Origin of the sequence: Flammeovirga sp. MY04 (genome assembly GCF_001682195.2) — a bacterium.
Taxonomy (GTDB): domain Bacteria; phylum Bacteroidota; class Bacteroidia; order Cytophagales; family Flammeovirgaceae; genus Flammeovirga; species Flammeovirga yaeyamensis.
This window is the reverse complement of the sequence record NZ_CP003561.2, coordinates 345,771-370,747: the sequence shown is the minus strand read 5'-3', so window position 1 is coordinate 370,747 and position 24,977 is coordinate 345,771. Positions and strand designations below refer to the sequence as shown.

At 35.3% G+C, this 24,977-nt stretch carries 10 protein-coding genes; 1 reads left to right on the top strand and 9 read right to left on the bottom strand.

What is annotated here, in order from left to right; genetic code table 11:
• Window positions 1-193: 193 nt before the first annotated feature.
• Window positions 194-1,621: a sulfatase gene (locus tag MY04_RS21455; protein WP_084006047.1), complete on the top strand. Its 1,428-nt coding sequence runs from the start codon at window positions 194-196 to the stop codon at window positions 1,619-1,621.
• 110 nt (window positions 1,622-1,731) lie between these two features.
• On the opposite strand, the gene MY04_RS21450 is transcribed toward MY04_RS21455, so the two are convergent.
• From MY04_RS21450 to MY04_RS21410, 9 genes are all read right to left on the bottom strand, one after another.
• Window positions 1,732-3,270 carry a glycosyl hydrolase family 28-related protein gene (locus tag MY04_RS21450; protein WP_066214138.1) on the bottom strand — a complete coding sequence of 513 codons (1,539 nt, stop codon included), beginning with the start codon at window positions 3,268-3,270 and terminating at the stop codon, window positions 1,732-1,734.
• 295 nt (window positions 3,271-3,565) lie between these two features.
• Window positions 3,566-6,832 (bottom strand): T9SS type A sorting domain-containing protein, encoded by a 3,267-nt coding sequence (locus tag MY04_RS21445; RefSeq protein ID WP_066214136.1) that lies wholly within the window; start codon window positions 6,830-6,832, stop codon window positions 3,566-3,568.
• Window positions 6,833-7,065: 233 nt separating this feature from the next.
• Entirely contained in the window at window positions 7,066-10,077 is a 3,012-nt protein-coding gene (locus MY04_RS21440) for an Ig-like domain-containing protein (RefSeq protein ID WP_066214135.1), read from the bottom strand.
• 131 nt (window positions 10,078-10,208) lie between these two features.
• Window positions 10,209-10,778, bottom strand: a complete 570-nt coding sequence (locus tag MY04_RS21435) for a hypothetical protein (RefSeq protein ID WP_066214132.1) — start codon at window positions 10,776-10,778, stop codon at window positions 10,209-10,211.
• Window positions 10,779-10,813: 35 nt separating this feature from the next.
• Window positions 10,814-13,075 carry a beta-galactosidase gene (locus tag MY04_RS21430; protein ID WP_158297829.1) on the bottom strand — a complete coding sequence of 754 codons (2,262 nt, stop codon included), beginning with the start codon at window positions 13,073-13,075 and terminating at the stop codon, window positions 10,814-10,816.
• Between the two features lie 217 nt (window positions 13,076-13,292).
• A complete protein-coding gene (locus MY04_RS21425) occupies window positions 13,293-15,659 on the bottom strand; it encodes a hypothetical protein (protein ID WP_066214128.1) in 2,367 nt (788 codons plus the stop codon).
• Window positions 15,660-15,665: 6 nt separating this feature from the next.
• Complete coding sequence (locus MY04_RS21420) at window positions 15,666-17,438, bottom strand: RagB/SusD family nutrient uptake outer membrane protein (RefSeq protein WP_066214125.1); 1,773 nt, start codon at window positions 17,436-17,438, stop codon at window positions 15,666-15,668.
• Between the two features lie 20 nt (window positions 17,439-17,458).
• Window positions 17,459-20,572, bottom strand: a complete 3,114-nt coding sequence (locus MY04_RS21415) for a SusC/RagA family TonB-linked outer membrane protein (RefSeq protein ID WP_158297828.1) — start codon at window positions 20,570-20,572, stop codon at window positions 17,459-17,461.
• A 322-nt stretch (window positions 20,573-20,894) separates the two neighbouring features.
• Window positions 20,895-24,926 carry a hybrid sensor histidine kinase/response regulator transcription factor gene (locus tag MY04_RS21410; protein WP_066214119.1) on the bottom strand — a complete coding sequence of 1,344 codons (4,032 nt, stop codon included), beginning with the start codon at window positions 24,924-24,926 and terminating at the stop codon, window positions 20,895-20,897.
• Window positions 24,927-24,977: the final 51 nt, after the last annotated feature.

Below are 24,977 nucleotides of genomic sequence, written 5' to 3'. Positions count from 1 at the left end.
TTAACTAATTTATATCATTTTACTGCAAAAATCTTATTGTACATGCAGATACAAAATTCGAAATTGTACTTAAAATTACGGAATGGATTAACAAAGACATATTAAGAACGTACCGAAAGTCGTAAACCATCGAAAAAAAACATATTTGTATGTTCCTGATTCCTCAGGTTTTTATCATTGAAATGAAAGAAATATGAAAAGTAGAATATTTAAAACATTCCTTGTCTTTGGGCTACTATCGGTAAGTCTGTTACAAGCACAAAATGAAAAACCGAATGTGCTGTTCATCATGGTCGACGACATGAACGATTGGGTGGGTGCATTTGATGGTCATCCGCAAGCCATTACACCTAACATCGACAAAATCGCTAAAAAAGGGGTAATGTTTAAGAATGCCTATTGTGCTGCTCCACTTTGTAATCCATCGAGGACAAGTTTGCTTACAGGCTTGAGGCCGTCGACCACTAAAGTATATGGTAACTCAGAACACTTTAGAGATCACGAAGGATTTGAAAATGTGGTTACTCTTCCTCAACACTTTAGTGCGAATGGATATCAGACAGTCGCATCGGGTAAAATTTTCCATAGTCCAAGAGGTAACAAACCAAAGCCTAAACCGGGTAGTGATCCTGGATCTTTTCAAGAAGAAAAATTCTCAAAATTAGGAACTAGATTTCCAGATGAGTCATTTAGAAGAAGTCATGGTATTGATTTCACAAGAAAGGATATGAAAGGTACCGCCAAGAAAAACTTCGATTGGTATCCAATTGAAGATACCAAAGAAGAAACTAACGATTGGCAAAATGCTGAATATTGTGCGAAGTTTTTAGAGAAAGAGCATGACAAACCTTTCTTCTTAGCTTGTGGTATTTTTAGACCTCACTTACCTTGGTACGCTCCAAAGAAGTACTTCGAAATGTATGATGTGGATAAGATCGAATTACCTGCTTATTTAAAAGATGACATCAAAGACACAGGTAGTTTTGGCAACAAAATGAAATTGGGTCTTCACGACGAATTAGTGTCAAAAGGTCTTTGGCAAGAAGCAGTAAGAGCCTATTTAGCCAACCTTACTTTTGCTGATGACTGTGTGGGTGAATTGATCAATGCGCTAGAAAAATCGGAATACAAAGACAATACAATTATTGTGATTATGGGCGACCACGGTTGGCACTTAGGTGAAAAAGATATTTGGGGGAAAAATACTTTGTGGGAACGTTCTGCTAAAACACCTTTGGTGATTTACGATCCAAGAGAAAAAGGTGGAAAAGCATCTGAAGAAGTGGTCTCACTACTTGATGTTTACCCGACTCTAGTAGAAATGTGTGGCCTACCTGCCAACGATAAAAACGAAGGAAGCAGTATTATCGAATTGGTAAAATCGCCTAAGAAAAAGCTGAACAGAACAGCGGTAACTTCTAAAGACGAAGGCATGCATTCTATTCGTTCTAACCGTTTTAGATACACTATTTATAAAGACGGTTTCGAAGAGTTGTACGATCACCAAAACGATCCTAATGAGTGGACGAATGTTGCAAAAGACAAGGCTTATCAAAAGGATTTAGAGGCAATGAGATCAGCTATGAACGCTAAAGTGACGATTAAAACAAAAGCACAATAGAAAAAGATCTCATCCAAAAAAAGTCAACCTTAAAACATTAGAAATACTTGTTTTAAGGTTGACTTTTTTAATTGATTTATAAATACCTTCTACTTCATCAAAAGGTCTAATTATTCTTTTAACAACTTAATAATTGTTCCATTTATATTTAAGAAGTAAATACCAATAGGCTGATTCTGCAGATTTAATACCCATCTTGTATCATAAAAAATAGGTTCCACATTTATGACTGCACCATACTGGTTGATCACATGAATTTGATCTGTATCTCTAATATCTCCTCTAATCTTAAATTTATCCGGCGATGGGTTAGGGAAAACAAAATAGGTAGGATCATCGTGAGGTGGTAAGTTAGAAACACCTCCACTGTTGTTGCATTCGCAGTCACAACCATCGGTTACAGGAGGAATTTCTCCACATTCCGTATTTTCATCTTCTTCAGTCACAACATCTTTTGGTTGATGTTTAAACCCAATTGATTCTGTATTTGAAATGGCAACATCAAAATAACCTAAAGCTGTATTATTATTACCATCTGCAGTATTTAAAATATTAGCTACTGCTGGTGCAGGGTAACTTTCCCCATCAGGATTATATTCTGTTCCTATCCATTGCTTTTCCTCACAAGGGAAATATTTAAAATGTTTTGATTTTACTTGAGCACTACAACCGTAAGTCGCTTTTACGTTTTTGACAATAGAAGTACTGGCATAATATCCCGGAGTGATTCCTAAAGCTTCTTGGGAACTTGTAACATACCCTTTACCGATACGGACAGCAAAACCTGTATTGACTGCTTCTACACCATCAATTTCTACGTGTCCATTCTTAATAGCATGTGGAGAAATCATTACTGCAGCATTCCCGTTTTCGCAATAGATATTTTGACCATAAATATCAAAATTTCCACCTACTTGAAGGTCATTCATCTTATTCAATCCTGTTTCTAAACGAAGCGTTACACCACCTTCACCCCAAAGGTTTTTGAAGAAGGTATTTTTTAATGCTTGAGATTGAATTAATCCATATCCATAATGTGCACCAACAGTACTACAGTCTTTAATCACTCCGTTTTCTGAACTTACATATTCTCCGTTGTAAGTCGAATAGCCAATAGTAATGGCTGAAAACTTTGTGTTATCATCGACTAAATGCATATCAGAAATCAAAAAGTTTTTGACGTTGACCAATTGGAACATTCTTACATTCGGATTTCTTGCTTTGCTAACATCTACGGTGTAATAACCATCCACACCTCTCACACTTACATTTCGAGTCTCCTCATTATCTTTGCCAATGCTCATAATTACATAGTTTTTGTCATTACCAGGATCGGTAGGATAAATAAGTGCTTCAGTATCTATAGTAATATGGATGTTTGATTTGACAAGAATAGATTGAAAATAGTACTTCCCTGCCGGAATATTTATTCTTCCTCCATTTGGTAGTTCGGTGAGTTCATCAATTGCTCTTTGCAAGGCTTCACTATCGTCTTCATCATCTTGATTATTCACTCCATAATCATCTACTAAGTTGACGGTTTTGGTTACATCATTGATTTTGTCAGTGTAAAAATCAGCTTCATCTTGTGCCCAAATGTTGGATACCACAAAAATTGAAGTGATAAAAAGTAATTGTTTAAGATTCATTTTCTTTCATTCTTTAAATAGCAATCCTCTTCTGTTCATCAGTTACATTTTGATAGAAGAGATAATGCTCATTAGTAAATTCATTTCATAATTGACCTCTTCAGATTGTGCTTGAAGTAGAAGTTTTTAAAGATGAAAATAAACCCTTTGAGTCTTGTAGCGGACTGTACAATTTATGTATCTAAGTGTATTACAGGACGATAATCTCTTTTATCAAGTGCATAAAAAAGGCATCCCCAATAAATCATTGAAGATGCCTTCTTTAAGTCAGTCCTTATGTCAATAGTGTCCTATTCTATTGTTTGATAAATGTTTTGGCTTTACCGTTTATCAATACAACATATTTGCCTTTGTGTAATTTTGAGATATTGACCTGTACTTTATTATTACCCAATTTAAGCGTAGGTAAATTTTCCATTTTTCTACCAAGCAAGTCAAAGATTTCTACGGATTGAATGATCTTATCTACTGTCACATTAATCTCATCTGATGATGGATTTGGATACACATTAATCACTACTTGATTACGATCGATAGATGTCGGTTCATCTACTTTAGCCACAGTTACATCAAATTCTTTGGTAGTCGATAAGTTACCTAAAGTAATTGTAGCTGTTAGCGTTACGTTTACGTCTTCTACTTGAGCTGTCACTTCTCCATCTACAGTAATCACGTCCTCGTTAGACGATTCCCAAGAAACCAAAGTGTTATATAAAGATGACAATGGTAAATCTACATCTGAAGTCACATTATCCTCCGTATCTGCATCTGCAAGTCCGATTTCAAGTGCTTCTACAGCCGCTGCAAATTGTAATGATGCATCAGCAATTACCTTCAATTCAAATGTTTTGTCCATGCTTTTATCGTCTAATGTTACTGTAGCCGTTAGCGTTACAGTCTCATCTTCAATGCTTCTCACTACTGTACCATCGTTAGCAATCACAGCCTCATTATTTGATGACCACGAGATGTTTACATCAAATAATCCTGTCGATGCAAGTGTTACATCAGACATCACATTATTGGCATCTTCGCCTTCAGCATAAACAACTTCTACGGCCATTACAGCTTCTTCCAATTTCTTAGAAGGATCACCCAATACAATCACATCAAATTCTTTACCTTCTGATGCTGCATCATTTAATTTAGCGAATGCTGTTAACTTGATAGGCTGATCTGTAGAAATTTGATTGACTGTACCGTCAGTAGCCAATACATTTTCATTAGAAGAAATCCATTCTATACTTGTATTGAAAGCACCTTCTGATGATAAAACGATGTTATCTGTGATATTATCAGCATCAACATTACCGTTCAGGTCAATTACTACTAATTTTAAAGCTTCAATAACCGCTTGAGCTTCGTCTTGAGCAACAATTAATACAAACTCTTTGCTTTGCTCCTCCATACCAATTGATGCTGTAGCATTTAAAGTGACTGTGATGTCATCTTCATAACTTATTGTTACTTCACCAGCATTTGTAATTGCAGCATTGTCCGAAGACCACTCGATCACAGCATCAGCATAAGTATCGTCTGTTAAAGGTAATACCACATTTTGAGTGACATTGTCTTTATCATCGCCTTCAGCATACGTAATCGAAATAGCATCTAATACCTCTTGTAGTTTGCTTTCATCGTTCTTAGCTGTTATTAAAGTAAAGGTCTTATCTACAGTCAAAGGATCAGTACTTGTCGTTTTAGTCAGTGTAGCTGTTAATGTTCCTTCCACTTCCTCAGAAGTTAAAGTTACCTCTCCAGTTTCAGTAATATTTGCATGATTAGAAACCCACTCCACTTTTACATTATTGATAGTAGAAGTCACTAAAGTCACATCTTGGAAGACGTTATCATAAGAATTACCTTCTTCAAAAAGTACCTCCAAAGCAGCATACGCTTGATCCAACTGTTCTTGAGGAGAGAAAGATGCTAAAGCAAAAGTAAATACCTTTTGAACGCTTACATCACCTTTGGAAATTGTAGCCGTTAATTCTACGCCTTCGATCTTTGCCAAGCTTCTATTCAATACCGCATGATTATCTTCAATCACTACAGCATCAGGGTAAGCATCTGGATTTTTCACCTCCCAAGTAATGGTCGATCCATATCCTAATTCGTCAGTCGTTTGTAATGGGAAGTTAGTACGAACATTATTCAAGTTTTCCTCATTTTGTAACTGAAGAGCAAAAGTACTGACCAAGTTATTTAACTGATATTCATCCTCCGATACTTCTTCTAAATTGACATAATCAATGATGATATTACCTGTAGATCCTCCATATTGAATTTGAACACCTAATCCTTCCAATAACTTTTCCTCAGGATTATCTAACTGATAATAGTTGACAATATGATGTTGTCCCTCACCAATTTCAGAAGTATTTACTACTCCCGTTAAAGAGGTATAAGATGCATCTCCTGCTAATTGATATCTAAAACGGTATCTAATTTTATCTGCTGGATTTGTTGATTCTACCGTAGAAGTCACTTTATAATAACTAACAATTGATGGGTTTTTATATACTGGATAACCAATAGAATTGACCTGTAAGTTACCGATACTTGAACCACCACCTTCGAGTTGAATCGCTTTTGATCCATGGTAGTCCACTTGTTGGAAATTTCCTGCATTAATAGTATTCCAACCTACCGCAAGATCTTTTTCGAAGTTTGCATTACTTACAATATAGTTTCCTGATCCATCTTTGATAGGAAGTAAAGTAACCTCTACTTCTTTTTGAGTAGTTGTATTTTGTAAAGTAGCTGTCGCCACAAAAGTTACCTTCGTTTCTACATCAGGGCGTTGGATAATCACCCCTTGATCATCAATTAATGACGGATTACCTGATGCCCATGTTAAGTCTATACCTTTATGAGACGATGGAAAGCTTTCGATATTAAACACAATACCATTACCATCTTGAGGATCCACACTGTTAAAAGTAAGTGCTAGATCTTCTAACTCTGCTTGCATAAAATCAGCAAGCGGAATCATCTCTAGGTTATCAAACACATACGAAAGGCCACTTAGTTTAAATTGGTCGCTATAACCATCTAACGCTTTACCAATACGTATCTCTACATTTAAATCGTTTACATCCGTCCCTAGAGTATAGACATTTTGAATGTTAACATAACCTGCTTCTTTGGTTGATTTCATCCAATTACCTTGATTAGAAGCATTAGATATCAAGAAGAAGCCTGTACTAAACCCGGTGTCATTAGTATATTTATCCGCATCAGCTGCTGTCATTTGAGTTTCATCGAACTCTAATGCGAGGTCGTAGGTCACCATAAATTCCTGCGCTTCCGCTAAAGGAAAAGTAAACTGATCTGTAATATTTTGATTCAGTCCTACTGTTGCCCAACCGCCTGATGCGTTCATTGTGAACCTAACCGCATTACCGTGATCAGGATTATACGTATTAGAAATGATTTCTGAAGTTCCTTTAAAATTCCAGTTTCCATTATCACCTTCAAAGTCGCCATTAGGAATAAGATTCTGGGCGAAAGACAGATGACCGATGATGAAAAATAGAATTGAAGTAATATTTCTTTTCATACAAAAAAAATAGTTTTGTTTAACGAATGACAATATTGTTTGCCGTTAATTTTTAAGATTGATTTTTACAGAAAATTAATTTCAAAACGAATGATTTCGCTTTCAAACAAAACTAGTTTAATTGTATTTTACACGCCTAATGAAAACCGCTTGTCTATACTGTTATTTATTATTACAGACATTATATTCATTAGTAGATACAAATTAGAGGCATATTTACTGCTGAAATACAACTACTCTTTGACTACTTTCAAAACATTCATATAATCATTGGTAGAAACCTGTATAAAATAGATCCCCGTTTTGTACTCTTTTAGATCCAATTCTACTTTTCTCTTCGTTTTATATTGTTGATCCATAAGCACTACCCCAATCGTATTGATCACTTTTAAATTGATTTGATCATACTGCTTCCCAAAATCAACTGTCGTTTTATAGTTTGTTGGATTAGGATAAACTGTTGCCATCACCCTTCCTATTTGATCATCAATTGAGGTCACATTCATATCCATACATTCTGATATGGCAGTACAGGTTTCATTAGAAATCATTACCGCATATGTTCCCGATTCTTGTGGAGTGAAAATGGGTGAGTTATCTCCTAATATGATTTCCGGAGCATCACAATTGAACCATTGATAAGTGGCTCCTTCTTGAACCGCTTTTAATAAATTCCCTTCAACAGTTACCTCATTACTTAAATTCTCACAGTTGGTCTGAATCGTAATACTTGATGCTGACTCTACTCCTTTATCAGAAGTAGCTACTAAAGTGAGGGTATACGATTTTGCCGGTTGATCTTTAAAATAATCTACCGACCAACGATAGGGTCCCGCTGTTTTTTCTCCAACGTAATGATCATCAATAAAAAGTCTTACTCCTTTAATATTGCCTTTATCAATTGAAGTAGTGGCCTCCACCTCTACAGTGTTGTTTACTAAAAATTCGTCTCCATTCTGAGGAGAAACGAATCCCACATTTGGAGTTACTGTTACTTCATCTCTCACTTCTAAAAAGTATACCTGATAAGGCGAAAGCACCAACTGATTATCAATCGATTTTCCTGTCATCAAGTTGAAACAGAAAGTACCATAGTCTGATTTTTTTAAATTGATAGAGATATCAGCATCCGTATTTCCAAGGTTAATGATAGAAAGTATCTCTTTGCCCTCTGCAGTTGATATTGATCGCCAAAAACACCCTTTACCAGTACTTTCGTTCGTTTCTACAATTTCCAATTTGGGAGAATTCTTTACATTAGAAACAGCTAGATCAGCCATACCAGCTAAAGAGTTATTGTAAATCGCACCGTTTAATACTTTTGAATGAGGCGCACCATATTCATTATATTTTAATGAATTGGAATTGAGTATCACTTTTCCACCTGCATTAATATACTCTTGTAGTGCATCAATTTCTGATTCTTTTACGGATTCGGTATTATACACTACGATGACATCCCAATCATCTTTCTTCGATGTAATGATGTTTTCCGTTGCAAAGCCAATTGGTATTCCTTCAAAATACAATTGTTGATAAATCTCGTGGATATCCTCTTCCATATAACCCTCTCTATTGATGGCCGAAGTTTCAGAATAGAAGATTCTTATTGGTTTTTCTTTGGATTGAAATTTAAAGATATCTTCACTAAAAGTATTTAAATCCATCATGGTAGATTGTACTTGAGCAAGTACTTTCGGCTGATGAGTCACGTCTACAATATATTCTCCACTAACAGGTCTTTGTGAATCAATCTTACCATTACTCAATCTAGACCACACCCAACTTTTTGAGGCTGAAAGTCCATGTAAGTGTCCTAACCAATAAACTGCATTTACATAATCTGGATCAACTTCTTTAAACATAAAAGAAACTGATGTTAAGAAGTGATTCTCTGAATCATAAATAAACTGATTGGGTTGCACAGATTTATAAAAGTCGAAGATCATAGTAGTGGGTAGCCACTCCATACCATAACGATGATCCCAATCATTCTCTCCCCACATCTGATCATTCTTGGCACTTGCGTCCACTCCAATGATATCCGTTAATCGAATGAGGCTTTCGTAATCCATTCCATGATCTCTTGCATTTCTCACCCACAACCAAGGCATTAATTTGATGTGCACTTTTGCATCATCATCATATTTTCTTATTTCATTCTTTACCCAAGTAAACCACTCAGTTACTCTGTACTGATTGAACGCCATCCAATCGTACCAAATACTTAAACCTTGTTTGTTGGTACTCATCGGAATTTGTACATCTACCTCATCAAAACTACTGTAGCTAGATGCCCATAATGTATTTAGGTTTTCGATAGATTGATGTTTTTCTTTTAGCCAAGTTCTGAATTTACTTTTGGTGTATTCCGATACTTCTCCAGTATTCCAAGTCCCTTCACGTGTAAAAAAACTAGGTTCATTAAATAACATATACCCTAGTTTTGAGTGTTCCTTACCACTCACTAAAGGAATAAAATATTCGAAAAGCTTCCCATATATTTCTCTTGCTCCAGGATGATCGATATCGTATGTTCCGTACTTTCGACCTCCTACATCAAAATTGTCATACTTTTCGTATGCCCAAGCAGGAATGTTATTGTTATCAATAAATACAGCACCGATATTTTGATTATTGTTATTGGCGACCCTATCAAAAGCCCAATTTTTATAGGAGAAGTCCTCATTGATAAAACTTGGTGAAATATATTCACTCCCATAGGCACCAAAGTGTTTTTTGGTTTCTTCAGAAACATCATCCGGTTTCCATACATAATCCATTAGAAAAACAGTTTTCCCATTTTGCATCAGATGATTATTGTCGAGCTGAATGTTGGAATAATTAATCTCCGTTGTCGCTTGCCTTAGTATATTTTTTGATAGTACTTGATGTATATGCGCCACCGCTTCATCCAATAATTCTAATGTTTTTTGTCTTTCGAAATCAGGTAGATCATTGGCTAATTGCTGGGCTTCCTCTTTATATAAAGTATGTACCGCGTAGTAATTTTTATTTTCGGAAATCGATTGTTCATCCACTTTAGCAAAGTCTAAAAACAACTTTGCCGTAAAGACAATCATCTCCTCTTTTTGAGTATCAATTTCTTGTTCGTTTGCTTCAAGAATTAATGTTTCGAGGGAATCTATTTTAGCTTCTACCAATTGTTCTAAAGACTGACCGATAGCATTAATAGAAAACACAAGAAACAATACAACAGTAAAAAAGTAAGTAATTCTATTCATCTCTTATTATAATGTATATCAACAATATCAATAGATATCATTTAAGATTCTTCATCATATTTATCCTATACTTACCAAAAAGGTCTAGAGTAAAAACAATAGACCTTTCTGATAACTTTTAAACATTCCGTTTATATTTTTTCTAGACGAATATCGTCCACATAAAATGTTCCTTCTCCTCCATGTGTTACATTCGATGGAACCATCAAAACCATTTTACCATTAACGATGTTGGTCAGTTTAATTTTAGTTTCCACATCGATCCATTTACCTGTTTCTAATTTTCTGAATTTGATAATGGATTGAAGCCAAGCTTTGTTCGGTTCTACAAAACTAAGGTGTAAACTTTTAGGATGTTGTTCTTCCAAGAATACTTTTAGACGAATTTTGTACTCCCCTTCTTCAACATTAATTTTAAAACTATCGTCTACTTTGTGATTGTTCTTGCTTTCAATTTTCATGTTTTGCTGTTCTGGAATAGCATCACATGTAAATTTACAGCTCACTTTTCCTGAAGCTGACTTTTCATCAGTAATACTCCAGTATTGTTTGTCTTTTGTCCACCAACCACTCATTCTTGATTCAAAACCAAAGTTCTTTTGATTCAAAATACTTTCCACTTCAGGATCAGCTTGCGCTTGGCAATCGTGAAAATTAAATGTTGCTACGATTAGCGTTAAGATGAAAAAAATTGATTTCATAAGATTATAATTTATCGTTTGTCTTGTGTAGTTACTTATAATTTTAAAGAGTCGTTGACTTCAACAAAGAGAACATCAAATGGCTGGAGGGTGATGTTATTCTCTAATTGCTCTCCAGTTAGAATATTTTTTACAGATGTAGACTTTTCAGCGTCCGTCAGTTTAATTTCAATTGCTCTTGCTTCCTTACCAATATTAATTAGCGTAAGCATATTGCTGTTTTTATCAGTATTTACATACCTCCAAAAAACTCCTTTTTTAGCATGATCATTTAACTCACTTACTTGAAGAGTATGCTTTGAAGTCACTTCTGCCAAAGCTTTCAACTTCATTTCATTTAAGTCCTCCACCTTGATAAGTTGACCATTGCTTTTATTCAAAGGTGAAAGCTTTTCTCCATATTCGTTCTTTAGAATACTTGCATTATCTATGATTACTGTACCACCATTATCCAAGTATTTTTGCAAAGCATCTTTTTCTGATTGTTTGATGAACGGAGTCTTTTGAACAACCACTACATCCCAGTTTTTTTGAGACTGTTTCTTTAAAATATTCTCTGTGACAAAGCCGATTGAATATCCTTCGAAAAATAGATTTTCGTAAGTAGTAAACACATCGTCCATGTGTTTTTTAAGATTTATGGCTGACGTTTCAGAATAAAAGACACGAATCGGTTTTCTTAGATTTTGGATCTCTGTAAGTGCTTGAGCATTGGCATTTAGATCCATCATGGTTCTTGTCACTTTATCGACTACAGCAGGTTGCATAGCTAAAGATCCGGCATACCCTTTTTCTGTGTAGCTTTTTAGAGAACCGTCTTCTTTTCGAGGCCAGAACCACGCTTTACTAGAATTTAGACCCAAGATCGTCGCCATCCAATGGGTTGCATTCACATAATCGAGGTTTAAATCCAACTCTCTGAATTTTACCGTTGATAAATAATGTGTTTCAGAATTGTAGATCACCTTGTTAGGCGATATGGATTTATAAAAATCATAGCTCATACACATCTCTCTCCAAGAGTAAGCATAATGATCTACCCATTCTTCTTTTTTACCCCACATGGCAGAATAATGAGAACCCGCATCGTTACCCATAATTGATGTTAGATCAGATAATGCTTCCATATCGATACCATGATCTCTTTTGTTTTCAGTCCAAAGATTAGGCATCAATTTAATATGAGTGTGAGCCTCTTTATCATGAGATCTGATTTCATCTTGTAGAAAAGTAAACCATTCCGTCACTCTGTATTGATTAAAACTCATCCAATCGTACCACTTCGAAGTTCCTTGAAGTTTTGCTTCAATTGGAATACTGATCTCGACAGCATCAAAAGAAGTAAATGAGGTATTCCAACGTTTATTTAATACACTAATATCCTTGTGCTTCTCCTTTAAATAGCCTCTAAATTTCTCTAAAGTGAAATTAGAAACTGTACCCGAAGCCCATGAATCCTTAATTGTGAACCAGTGAGGCTCATTCGTTAACATCCAACCTAACTTCGCATAATTCTTCCCTTTTGTGAGTGGTGCCACTTGAGAAATTAACTGACGTTGAATTTCTTTTGCTCCTGGGTTGTCAATATCGTAACCCGTATATCTACGTCCACCTACCGTAAAATCGGTATACTTATCTATGGCCCATTTTGGTGGATTAAGATGGTTTAAAAATACCGTACCTAATGTACCGCTCTCCTTATTTTGTATCTCTTTTAGTTTGTAGTGCTTTAACGATCCATCTTCATTTAGATAACCTGTTGTTAGAAAAATTCCATCTTGTTCTCCATAAAACTCCTGAAATTCTTTACTTGTGGGTTTCCATACATAATCATAGATAAAAACAGGTTCTCCATTCTGTTCAATTGTATTATTATTGATGTCCAGATTAGACCAATCTATTTTTGGTGTCGCTTGTCTTTGATGTTCTCCACTTAAAACTGCTTCCAATTCTGATTGTGCATTTTTAAGCATCAAAAGAATTTGTTCTCTTTCGAATTGAGGTAAATAATGTGCATTTTCCTCAGGAGTTTTATCGTTAAGCTTTTTGACTAAGTTGAATAACTTCACATTTTTCTTGAAATTCTTTTCATCCCAATCTGCATATCTAGAAAATATCGCTGCTGTTCTGAATGTGCTTAATTCTTTGCTAACATCAATACCTTTTCTTTCTGCTTTCTTTACCAACTTGTGAAGCTGTTCTGTTTCTTTTTCTATCTGAAGCTTTAAGTCTTGGGCTTCCAATGAGTGGAAACAACTTAATAGAAGTAGTGCTATGACAGATAAATAATTCTTCATTTTCATCATGCTGCTGATTATAATTTTAGTACACACCTTGAAAAAATTGTTGCTTCAAAAATGAAATTTTAATGTTCCAAGCCCGTCTTATTTTGTAAATAATATGTCTTATCATTCTTAAAAAAGATGAATTCAACACATTCATCAAAAACTATTGATGAATGTGTTAAACTGTGATATACTTCAATTCATCTTAGATCTTTTCATCTATAGATGCTTAAGGACGTTTTTCAACAGAAGTCACTCTGAAGTTGTCCACATAAAACTCTACATCTCCAGTAGCATCATTTACTGAATTGATCATTAATACAAAGTCTTGTCTACCTTGTCCAATTGTAGAAGTGGTATAGAATGCCTTACTAACCTGTACCCATTTCCCTCTTTCTATCGATGAAACATCAAAAGGTATGTTGGTCCAATTGGCTCTGTATTGCACTTTAAATGTATTCAAGTCTACGCCTTCTGGAATAAAGAAGTCCATAGTTATTTCATACCATCCTTCATCCAATTCATCCATAATGTTGATGGTTTCTGTAGATTGAATAGATATTTTTGATCCATTATAATTGGCTACTAAATACTGAAGGCAAGCATTATCTCCATCTGAAGACTTCCCTTCGTATCTACTTACTGTTGATACGTTCGTCCACCAACCGTAAGCACCGCCATTATTGGCAATGGCTTGAGCAAAACCAGGGTTTACAAAACCAGAAATTTTGTTTTCTTTGCCTTGCATCACCGTTAGCTTATTTTCGAAATGTTCTAAGGAAACATTGGCTAACGATTTGATCATATCGCCTGAGTAGGCTACATAGATACTATCTGAATTATAGATTGGTGCATCAAATTCAATTTCCACCTGTTTTCTTGACGACTGATTCAATCTAACTTCTTTGATATTTATTCCTGATACTTCAAAACCATATTGTTTCACTAACACGTCAAAATCGGCTTTCACTAAATCAGAATCAATGTCTTGCAAGTTTTCTGATACCGTAAATGATAAAACATTCGTACCTACGCCTGTTTGTGAAATATCACTATTGATATAAGTCGGTTCTTGAGGGAAAAGTAATTGAATGTAGAATGGAAGAGGCAATGATTTATTATCATCTTCGATTGGCATTCCTTCTCTTTTCCAAGAAACAGTTCCTGCTTCAAATGCATCTGTGGCATTGACAGTATAACCTGCTTCCACCTCCCAATCTGTTGATGTTGATGGGTTGGCATTGTTTAACTCCCAAAGAATACTTGTTGGCGATCCTTTCAATGTTTCATCTTTAAAGACTAATTTATCACCGGCTTGAACATCGATAATTGGCCAACTTGAAGGATCTCCAACCACATCACCTTCTGCAAAATTAAATACAACGGCATCGTTATAATAAATGCTATACGTTGGTGTGATATCTAGTGTAGTTACATTTACTTTTAAAGGAATCACCACTTCTTTCGATCCATTGATTAAATAATCATGGTCTTTTCTGATGGCATTTATTGCACCCACTTTATGAGTACCGTTTTCCCAATATTGATTGATAGCAATAGAATCTGTTGAGTTACCCAATGATCCTGATGAAAACTTCCAAGTTCTATTGTTTGTTTGTCCTACAGTAGAGACATCAATAAATTCTAATTTTTCGCCTGCAGATAAATCAACAATTGGCCATTCTGATTCTGCTGGAATTGTTGCCCCTGCTTCTAATCTGAAGATCTCATTACCATCATATTTAACAATAACTGATGGCTGAATTTCAGGAGTTTTCACCTTAAAAATATAAGGTAACTGTACATTTAGATTGGCCATTGGTAGTTCTTCGTTTGCTCTTTGAATAGAAACACTACCTGCCCCTTGATTACCCAACTTTTCAAAATGGAAAGTAGTCGTAATTTCTTCTAATGAAGCACCTTCTTCAGTAATCGCATTGTTGACCAATTTCCATAATCTATAATCTGGACGGCCTATTTTTGTCGAATCAATATACGTGATTTTATCACCTGCATTAATCTCCAAAGTATCCCACAAAGCTTTATCCTCGTCGATCACAGTACCTTCTGTAAGTTCTGCAATCACCTCATCATTTTTTAAGATGAATACATGAGGATCAATATCTGCATACACATCGACTTGGAAAGCGGTGTCGATGACCCAAATGCCATCTTCTCTTTGAACAGCAGACAGTGTATCATAGCCTCTGTAAGTGACTTCCTCAGAAAATGTATTGTAAAGTCTTACTCTCTGAATACCGCTTTTCTTGAAAAGTACATTGGCTGTAACATCTTCGATAATGGTTCCTACTCCTTCCATGATGTACTTATCTAAAGTATCACGAGAGTTAAAATCCGGAGAAAGATAATAATTGCCAGAGTCAATTTCCCAATGATGGGTCAATACCCCTTGAGAAGCATCCATAAAAGAAATATGTTCTCCTACGGCCACTGCATAAGGTTTTCCTGGTGCGATGGAAGTGTACCAAGTCACATCAGAAAAGTCATTAGCATTTAGCTTCAGATCATCATCTTTACAGCCAAATAAACACAAGCAAGTAAAAATGCTTACAAATATATATTTAAATTGATTCATGGCTTACTATCTATCTAGGTTAGGATTTGATATGATTTCGGATAATGGCAGAGGAAAATAATTGTGCAGTTCTGGATTGAAGTTAATGGATGCCATCTCAAAATCTTTGACTACAATTGAATTACTTCCACTAGGTACATCGCCAGGTTGTAAATGTGAATTTCCTCTCCAGCTAAAATTACCTTGTGGGTTGACATATCTATATCCTACCAAGTAATATCTTTCCTCAGCTCTCATTTGGTAATTTTGTTTGGTAATTCCCCATCTTCTTAAATCAATCCATCGGATCATATGACCTTCCACAGCTAACTCTAATGGTTTATCATGATACATTAACTGATGCATCAAACTGTCTGCGGTATAAGTAATTCCATCATAATCATGTGATGTATCGCCGTTTCCATCTCCTAATAATCTTAATCCCCATCTTTTTCTGATGGCATTCATATATTCTAAACCTTTTTCTACATTGCCCTCTTTGATATAGCATTCTGCTAAATTCAGATAAGCTTCTGCTAGACGATTGACTGTTACATTTTTACCAGAGTGTAATGATCCGTACGGCAATGAATTTTCGTAAGTTAAATAATCGTGGTTAGAATATTTCTTCCAATACCCATATTCATTATCTCTAAAACCTGCTTGTTGAGGAACGTTTCCTGTTACATAATAAGTAGTTTGCTCATCAGGAACTAAAGCAATCATTGCTGATGCTCTAAGCGGTACGTTCCTTAACTGTTTCACACCCAAAGCATCGTTGTAATAATTTCTCTCATCTTGCTCGTCCATTGCCTCATGCTCATAAGCATAGGCAATCCATGCCGATGGAAGAAATTCTCTCGATCCACCTAAGTTACCAGGAGCAGATCTTGCCAATCGGTTAGAAGGTCTACTTTCATCCCAGTTCCCTAAATCCGCTCTTAATTCAGCATGATAACAGATCTCGAAAATGGATTCTTTGTTCATTTCACCTTTTGTCGTGAATTGTAAATCACTATCCGTTACCAATTCATACCCATATTCGGCATTGTGAATTATCTCCTCATAGAAAGGTTTTGCAGATGCATAATCTCCTTCAAATAAGTACATATTTCCCAAAAACATGGCTGCTGTACCTTTATTCACTCTACCTATACTTGCACTTTCTGTAGAAAATGAAATAGGTAGATTTTCATAGGCATAATCAAAATCTTTTTTGATGAAGGCCAATACCTCTTCTGCAGGAGAAACAGATATCATAATTTCCTCCAATGTTTGAGGCACTTTATCTCGTATCACTACACGTCCATTGTTAAATGATTGATACAGGTAAAAGTGATAAACACCTCTAAGCATTCTAGCTTGTGCCATTTGTTCCTGCCAACGAGGTTCTTCCTCCATGTGCTTCAACTGATCATTTAATCCTTCTATCAGTTGGTTTGCTCTAAAGATACCTTCGTATAATGCTTGCCATTTTTTACTAATCGATGGACTTGAATCATTATACATATGATTGTACCAAATAAGTGCATCACCATTGGTTGGCGAAGGTCGGTTCCATCCAGGGTAGCCCATATCAGATCTCCATGTCTCTTCTGTAATGTTTAATACATAATGATTCATTAGAGTGGCATAGGTAGCTGTTAGAACCTTGTCTGACTCCGTAAGATTATTGAAATAATCTTCAATTGGTTTTTCGTTTGGGTTAGCTTCATTTAAATAATCCCTCGTACAACCTAAAAGGAATATATTGATAATTACTAATAAGCTATATTTTATATAAGCGTTAGATGTTTGCATCGTCTTGTGATATTTTTTGCTTAGAAGTTTAATTTAAATCCAGTTAAATACATGGCTGAAATTGGATAGTTTCCTTTATCCAAACCTCTTGATGACACACCATTACCAGCGACCTCAGGATCGTAACCTGTGTATCTAGTAAAAGTGAGTGGGTTTTGTGCCGAAATAAACACTCTGATGTTTGATGCCCCTGTTTTTTTCAACACACTTTTCGGTAGCGTATAGCCGAGTTGAATGTTCTTAAGACGAACGAAAGATCCATCTTCTAACCAAAGGTCTGTGTAGGCTTTAAAGTTATCGTTCTCTTTCATTCCACCTCTGTAGGCTGGGATATCAGAATGTGGGTTCGCTTCCGACCAAGTCGATACCTGATTCTTATGACGACCTTCACTGTAGGCTTGTGCACTCGATCCATTCATCACTTGATGTCCAATTGCTGCATACCAGTGCATCATAAAATCAAATCCTTTCCAGTTTAACGTCACCATTAAACCTGCTTCCCAATCCGAAAATCCTGAACCAGAATAAACTCTATCGGCATCTGTAATTTCACCATCACCATTAGTATCCACATAGATCAAATCACCCATTTGGGCATCGGGTTTAATTTTTCTAAACTCTTCCAATTGTTCGGTTGTTTTCACAATACCGTCAGTTTTGTAAAGGAAAAATGCCCCTGCCTCATATCCTTCTGCAAATACAGTTACTTTAGAACTTGCCTCAGCACCAGAGATCAATCCGTTGTCACTTGTGTAGACAAATTCATCTGTATTCATGTTCGTGATCTCGTTGATGTTCTTGGTGAAAGTACCGTTAACACTCCAATTAAATTTGGTGTTTCCACCTTTATAACCAAGGGCAATCTCAATACCTTTATTCACCATATTACCCATGTTCATTGTCAGTTTAGAATTGGATCCACTACCTGTACCCACTGAAGGAGGAAGTTGAACAGGGAATAACATATCTGCTTTTTCTGTATGATAAATATCGGCGACTAAAGTGAACTTATTGTCCAAGAAGCCTACGTCGATACCGAAGTTATTTTGAATAGATGTTTCCCATTGTACTTCTGTATTGGCGTATCTCACTTGTGCCGCACCAAAGTATAATGCTTGGTTTCCTGCACCACCAAATGGATAATCAAGACCATGTTGAATGGTCACTTCGTCTGTGTATGGTAAGAAGCTTTGTCCACCTACCTGACCATGAGATGCTCTAATTTTAAAATTGTTTGTGACACCTCTCATACCGTCCCAGAATGCTTCATCAGCCACATTCCAAGCACCTGATACAGATGGGAAGAATTTCCATTTATTGTTTTTAGCAAACTTTGAATTACCATTATAGTTACCACTCATCGAGAACATGTACTTCCCTTTGTAGTCGTACATTAATCTTCCTAGCGTACCGATAACTTTGTAAGTATAGTTATAACCTGATGTTGCAGCGGCATCCAAAGTTGCCCCATTCAATACTCTAATCGAGTTATCTACAACACCATATTTTCTGGCTGTAAAACTCTCGCTTGTGTAGATCTCGTTAGAAGCACCCAACATGGCAGAGAATTTATGATCTCCAAATTTTTTGGCATAAGTTAAACGACCATCGAATGAGGTTCCTGTTCTTCTTCCTGATGAGTTTTCTACAAAGCTATTGGCATTGTTCGACAATAGTTGTCCTTGTGAGTCATAAGTAGGGATAAATGGGTTGAACTGAATTCTAAAATCATTAATTGAATTAGCACCAATATTACCTCTGAAATTAAGGTTTTCAGTAAACTCATAACCAATACTAATATTACCCTGTAAACGATCGCGATACAACTTGTCTTCTCTACGCATTGTTGTAACTACCTGATTTGCAATCGATGATTCTGGAGAGTGACCAATACCAGGTGATAAAACAGGATCATCTCTATTTGGATCTACCTCTGGCTGATACGGTTTATAACGAATCATTTGTAAAAGTAAATAAGGGTTGGCTCTTGTCGTTGTTTCTGAGCTAATCGCTAAACTTGAATTAATATCCCATTTACCTTGCTTGTAACGCACACCTGCTCTCGCATTTTTTCTTGAGAAACCTGAGTTATATACAGAACCTCTATCGTCGTAAATTCCGCCGGTAAGGTTATACGTTAATCCTTTACTACCACCACTTACACTCAGATTGTAATTTTGTGTTGGCTGATTATCTAATAAAATGACATCTCTTAAATCCGTTTCATTATTAAACCATTCTGGTCTTTGGCCGATGGGTAAAATCATCTCTCCATCGTGGTTACCATTCATGTTACGGTGTTTTACGATATCAAAATATATTTGCTCATTTGAATTCATGAGCGGTATATCAGAAGTAATATTTTTGATACCGTATGTTCCGTTAAACGATAAATTTAACTTCCCTTTATTTCCTTTCTTAGTAGTAATTAGAATAACGCCATTAGCACCTCTTGTACCGTAAATTGCACAAGATGCTAAATCCTTTAAGATATCTAATGTTTCAATTTCTGATGGAGCCAAACGTGGGTTTTCGTTTTGAGGAATTCCATCGACCACATACAAAGGTTCTGTTGCCCCTGCCATATCAGAAACGGTACTTACACCTCTAATCTGTATGACTGCGTTTTCTCCCGGTGCACCAGTATTCGACACACTTACACCAGCAATTTGTCCTTGAAGTGCATCACCGAAATCACCTGTAGTAAACGTTTCAATCACATCTCCTTTTACATGTGATACCGCTCCAGAAATTTCTTTCTTCTTTTGTTCGCCATATCCAATCTTCACTAGTTCATCCAAAAGTTTGACACTAGTTTCTAGGCTCACATCTACTCTTGCTTGGTCTTTAATAACCACCACTTGAGTTTCCATACCAATAAAACGGAATTCAAGTACATCTCCTCTTTCCACCATCAGTTGGTATTCTCCATCAAAATTAGTGATGGTACCGGAGGTAGTTCCTTGAATCAATACATTTACCCCTGGCAAAGGTAAATTGTCATCGCTGCTGATCACCTTACCCTTTAATTGTACTGTTTGTGCTTGTATTTCATACCCTGAAATGAATAGAATAAAAAATGTCAGATATAACAGTAAAAAATTAGGCTTTTTGGTGTTTTTTGTAAAATTCATAATCATTTAATCGCCTTTTTATTTAAAAAAGTAATTCTCAATGAAGAGACATTATTGATAGATAAATGCCCATTAGTACTATTGAGTTTGCTAAAAGGATCAGTTATAAAATAGTAATAATTGTATTTTCACCCTTTAATGACCCAAAAGTAGAATTTAAGATTCCTACACCTGTCTTTTTTTGTTAATTCAATGTCTTCATTTTCAATAAATCACTTTTGTACAGTTAGTTAGCTCTGCTCTTTGTCGGTTTTAGTCTCATTGTTGTCTTTCATTTTATTTATTAAAAAATACATTTCATTTCATCAGATTTTCAGTTTAGCTACATCATCACTTTTTTATCCTTCTCTATTGCTGATGATTTTCCATATTTACCAGGAGTAAGTCCGTACGTATCTTTAAACATTTTCGTAAAGTGAGTTCGGCTCTTAAAACCTGTAAGAAGATACACTTCTGATACTGGTATTTTTTCTTGAACCAACAACTCTGCTGCTTTTTTAAGTCTAAACATACGCAATAACTCTAAAGGAGTATGGTTTGTTATTGCTTTCACTTTCTGATAAAAATGCGTTCTATTTAAGTACAATTCTTTAGCAAAGAAATTAATATCTAGTTCTTCGTTAGAATAGTTGTCCTCCATCAATTGATAGAGTTTATCTATAAATATCTTATCGTTTTTATCGGTTGATTTTCTTTCTAATTCAATAGGAACATCTATCTTAAAACGCTCTCTCAAAAGCATTCTATTTTTGAGGAGCATTTGTATAGAAGTAATTAAGTGTTTCATATCAAATGGCTTGGTGATGTAAGCATCTGCACCTATTTCCAAACCACTTATCTGATCTTCAATACTCGATTTTGAGGTCAATAGAATCACCGGAATATGACTCGTTCGAATATCCAATTTTAATGATTTACATAACTCTAAACCATTTAATTCTGGCATCAGAATATCCGATAGCAATAAGTCAGGCCATTCTTTTTCTAATTGATCTAAACACTTTCTGCCGTTATCAAACGCTTTAATATTAAAGTGATCACTTAAGACCGATTGTACAAATTCTCTAAGGTCAGGATTATCTTCAACATAGAATATTGTTTGATCTTTGAGGTTTTCATCAATCTTTATTTCTGGAAGCACTAAATTATCAGGAAGTAATTTCTGTCTTTCTTCGTGGCTTTCTTCTTCTAATAGTTGGGTTAATCTCACCTCATTAAACTGACTCTCTTTACTTACTTTTGTGGGAATAAAGACATGGAAAGTAGTCCCCTCTTTCTCATTACTAGTCACTTTAATTGATCCAAAATGTAGATCCACTAACTTTTTAGAAAACGCAAGGCCAATTCCCGATCCTATTGTCGAGGTGTTGGTTTTCGATTGATAAAATCTATCAAAAATAAATGGTACATCTTGTTCGGAAATCCCTTGTCCACTATCTGTAATGTACAAATCAATCCCGTTAGAATTAGACGAATACTCTATAGTGACCGAATCGTTTTCCTTGGTAAACTTAAAAGCATTATTCAATAGGTTATTCAGTACGATTTCTAATTTACTGTAATCTGCATTGATAAATAACTTATTCGCTTCTCCCTTTAGATGAAACGTCTTATTCTGCTTTTTTGCCAAAGGATCAAAATCTTCTTTCACATTGGTGAGTAACTCGATAAGATCGAAAGACTGCAACTGTAATTTTAGTAAACTTTGCTCCGCCTTATTAAAGTCTTGCACCTGATTGACCAATTGATACATTTTTTTAGACTGTCTACTAATTAAGTCCAAATGCTCAAATGCTTCTTTATGCGAACTGAACATTTTTAATAACACCTGTATCGGTCCAGATATTAAAGTAAGTGGAGTTCTAAATTCATGGGAGATGTTCATAAACATCTGTTGCTTGGTCTTGTTTAGTTCTTCTAGTTTGTTGTGTTCTAACTGTTCAATCTGCAACTGATGCTTTAGATTCGTAAGATGAAGTAAAAACTTTATAGTGATACCTATAATTGCTACTCCAAGTACCACATAAATAATATACGCCCAAGTCGTTTTCCAATAAGGTGGCTTAATCTCTATGGCAATACTTTTTATTTGTCCGTAGTCTTTATTCGAATTAGAAGTCGCTACCTCGAATGTATAATTTCCAGGAGGCAAACTATTAAAACTAGCTGTTTTTAGATCAGAAGTAACTTCCACCCATTCTTTTTCACTTGGTAAGAGTCTGTATTTTAGTAAGTGACTTTTAGGATTACTGTAATGCAAAGACAACATCTCAATAGAAAATACATTCTGATCGTAATTCAAAGAGAAATGATCTGTACTATTGAGGTTTTGAGTGAGAATAACATGATCATCCACTGTTTTATTGGGTTGTACTTCTTGATTATACACCTTTAGTTCTCCAAGTCTTAAATCAGGGTAAGACTCATCCGAGATACTATCGGGATGAAAAATACAGAATCCATTTGCGCCTCCAAATACCATCTTTCCATCTTCTAACAATGCAGATGTATTTTCGAAAGGAGCTACAAAAATACCGTCTTCCTTACTAAAGTTTCTGATTACGAAGGTTTTGGTATTCAGAACGTTTAATCCTTTATTCGTGCTTATCCAAAGATTATTATTGGCATCAGATAATATGGATTTTACCACATTATTATCTAACCCCTCTTTCTCTCTAAATGATGTAAAAGTATAAGTGGATGCACCTTGTTCTACTCGACAAACTCCACCTCTTTCAGTTCCTATCCAAAGTTCTTTATTTGGTAATCGAAGAATAGAGGTAATGTGGTTACTTGATATCGAATTCGGATTTTTTGATGAATGCACATACTGTTCTGTTTCTAGTTCATCTAATGGTAAATCTTTATTCTGGATGCGAATCAATCCATTCAACCGTGTGCCTACCCACACAACGTCGACTAACGGATCAACATACACATATCTCATTTCGCTGGATAAATTCTTCGTTTGCTGCTTGAATTTACTTAACTCTTGTGCATCAATTAACTTGTTATTTTTAATTTCCAATCGAAATAACCCCTCGTTGGTGGCTAACCAATAATAACCCAATCGATCTTTGGCAACAGATTTAATATTCAGTTTCCCTAAGAAAGGAAATCTACTATCTTTAATTTCCAACCATCGGTCGTCCTCCTTTTCCTGAAAATAAATATGCCCAAGATTATAGTTACTCTTGATCCATTTATTCCCCTCATTATCTAAAAATAGATTGCTAATATGCTTGGCATCAAAATTTTTCAATCGATTATCAATAGCACAAAACTGATTTTGAGCGATATCATAACAGTGAATCCCTCTGAAATTAACGTTAAACAATAAGGTGTTTTCATCAAATTGATTGATACTTAAAACCTGACTCTTCTTCGGAAAACGTTGCTTAGTATTATTCGGAATTTTGAAATTACTGAAATCTTGAAATCTGTTATTGATATGATAGATCCCCTCAGTAAATGATGCGATCCAATCTCCGCTTTTTTTATTGATGGCATAAACACTCACCCTATCTAAAGGTAAGCTTACTTTATTTTTATACTTACTGAGTTGTACTCCACGTTTCAATTCATGATAATCTTCTATCACATCTAAACCTGTAGAAATATGACCTAAATAAAGCTGATTATCTTCGGCACAGTAGATACTTCTAAATCTAATTTTAGTGAAGTATTTATCCTCAAAGGAAAGAATCTGATCACTATCCTCGTTTACTTCATATTTGTAAATACCGGAATTCCCTGCAATAAATACATGTTTTTTATCAGGAGTGATCGTTATCCCCCTTGTATTTTTTAGACCCGCTAATTTAATTTTCCTATGTGTATCTTTTTCTAAATTGTAGATAACTAATCCATCAATTGTTGATAAAATGATATGATGATCCAACTGCACCATGCCATAGTAATAAAAGCCATTCTTCTTCTGACTTTCAATAGTGATAAACTTCTGAAGCTCATAGGTTTCCTCATCAAAAAAGTACAAGCCATTGTGTTCAGACACACAAACTATTTGATGTTGATACTTAAATATGTGGTTGATGGTAGAACCATTAATGTGCACTTCTGCAGATTCCGCTTCGTATAACGTTTGGAAACTCTGGTCTTTATAATTGTATAATGAGATGCCTTGTTCTGTACCAACCCAAATGTTGTTATTTTTATCTTGGTAAAGCGATCGAACTCGATTATTAGTAATACTTTCTACCTTTCCTGTATTCCTAAATACCTTAAAATCATATCCATTAAAGCAATTTAGGCCATCGAAAGTACCTAGCCACAACAAACCATTATGATCTTCTAAAATAGACGTTACCCCATAATGAGATAATCCATCACTCATAGAGTAACTTTTTGTTTTAGAAAAGGTATTCTCTGAATATGAATGTTGGTT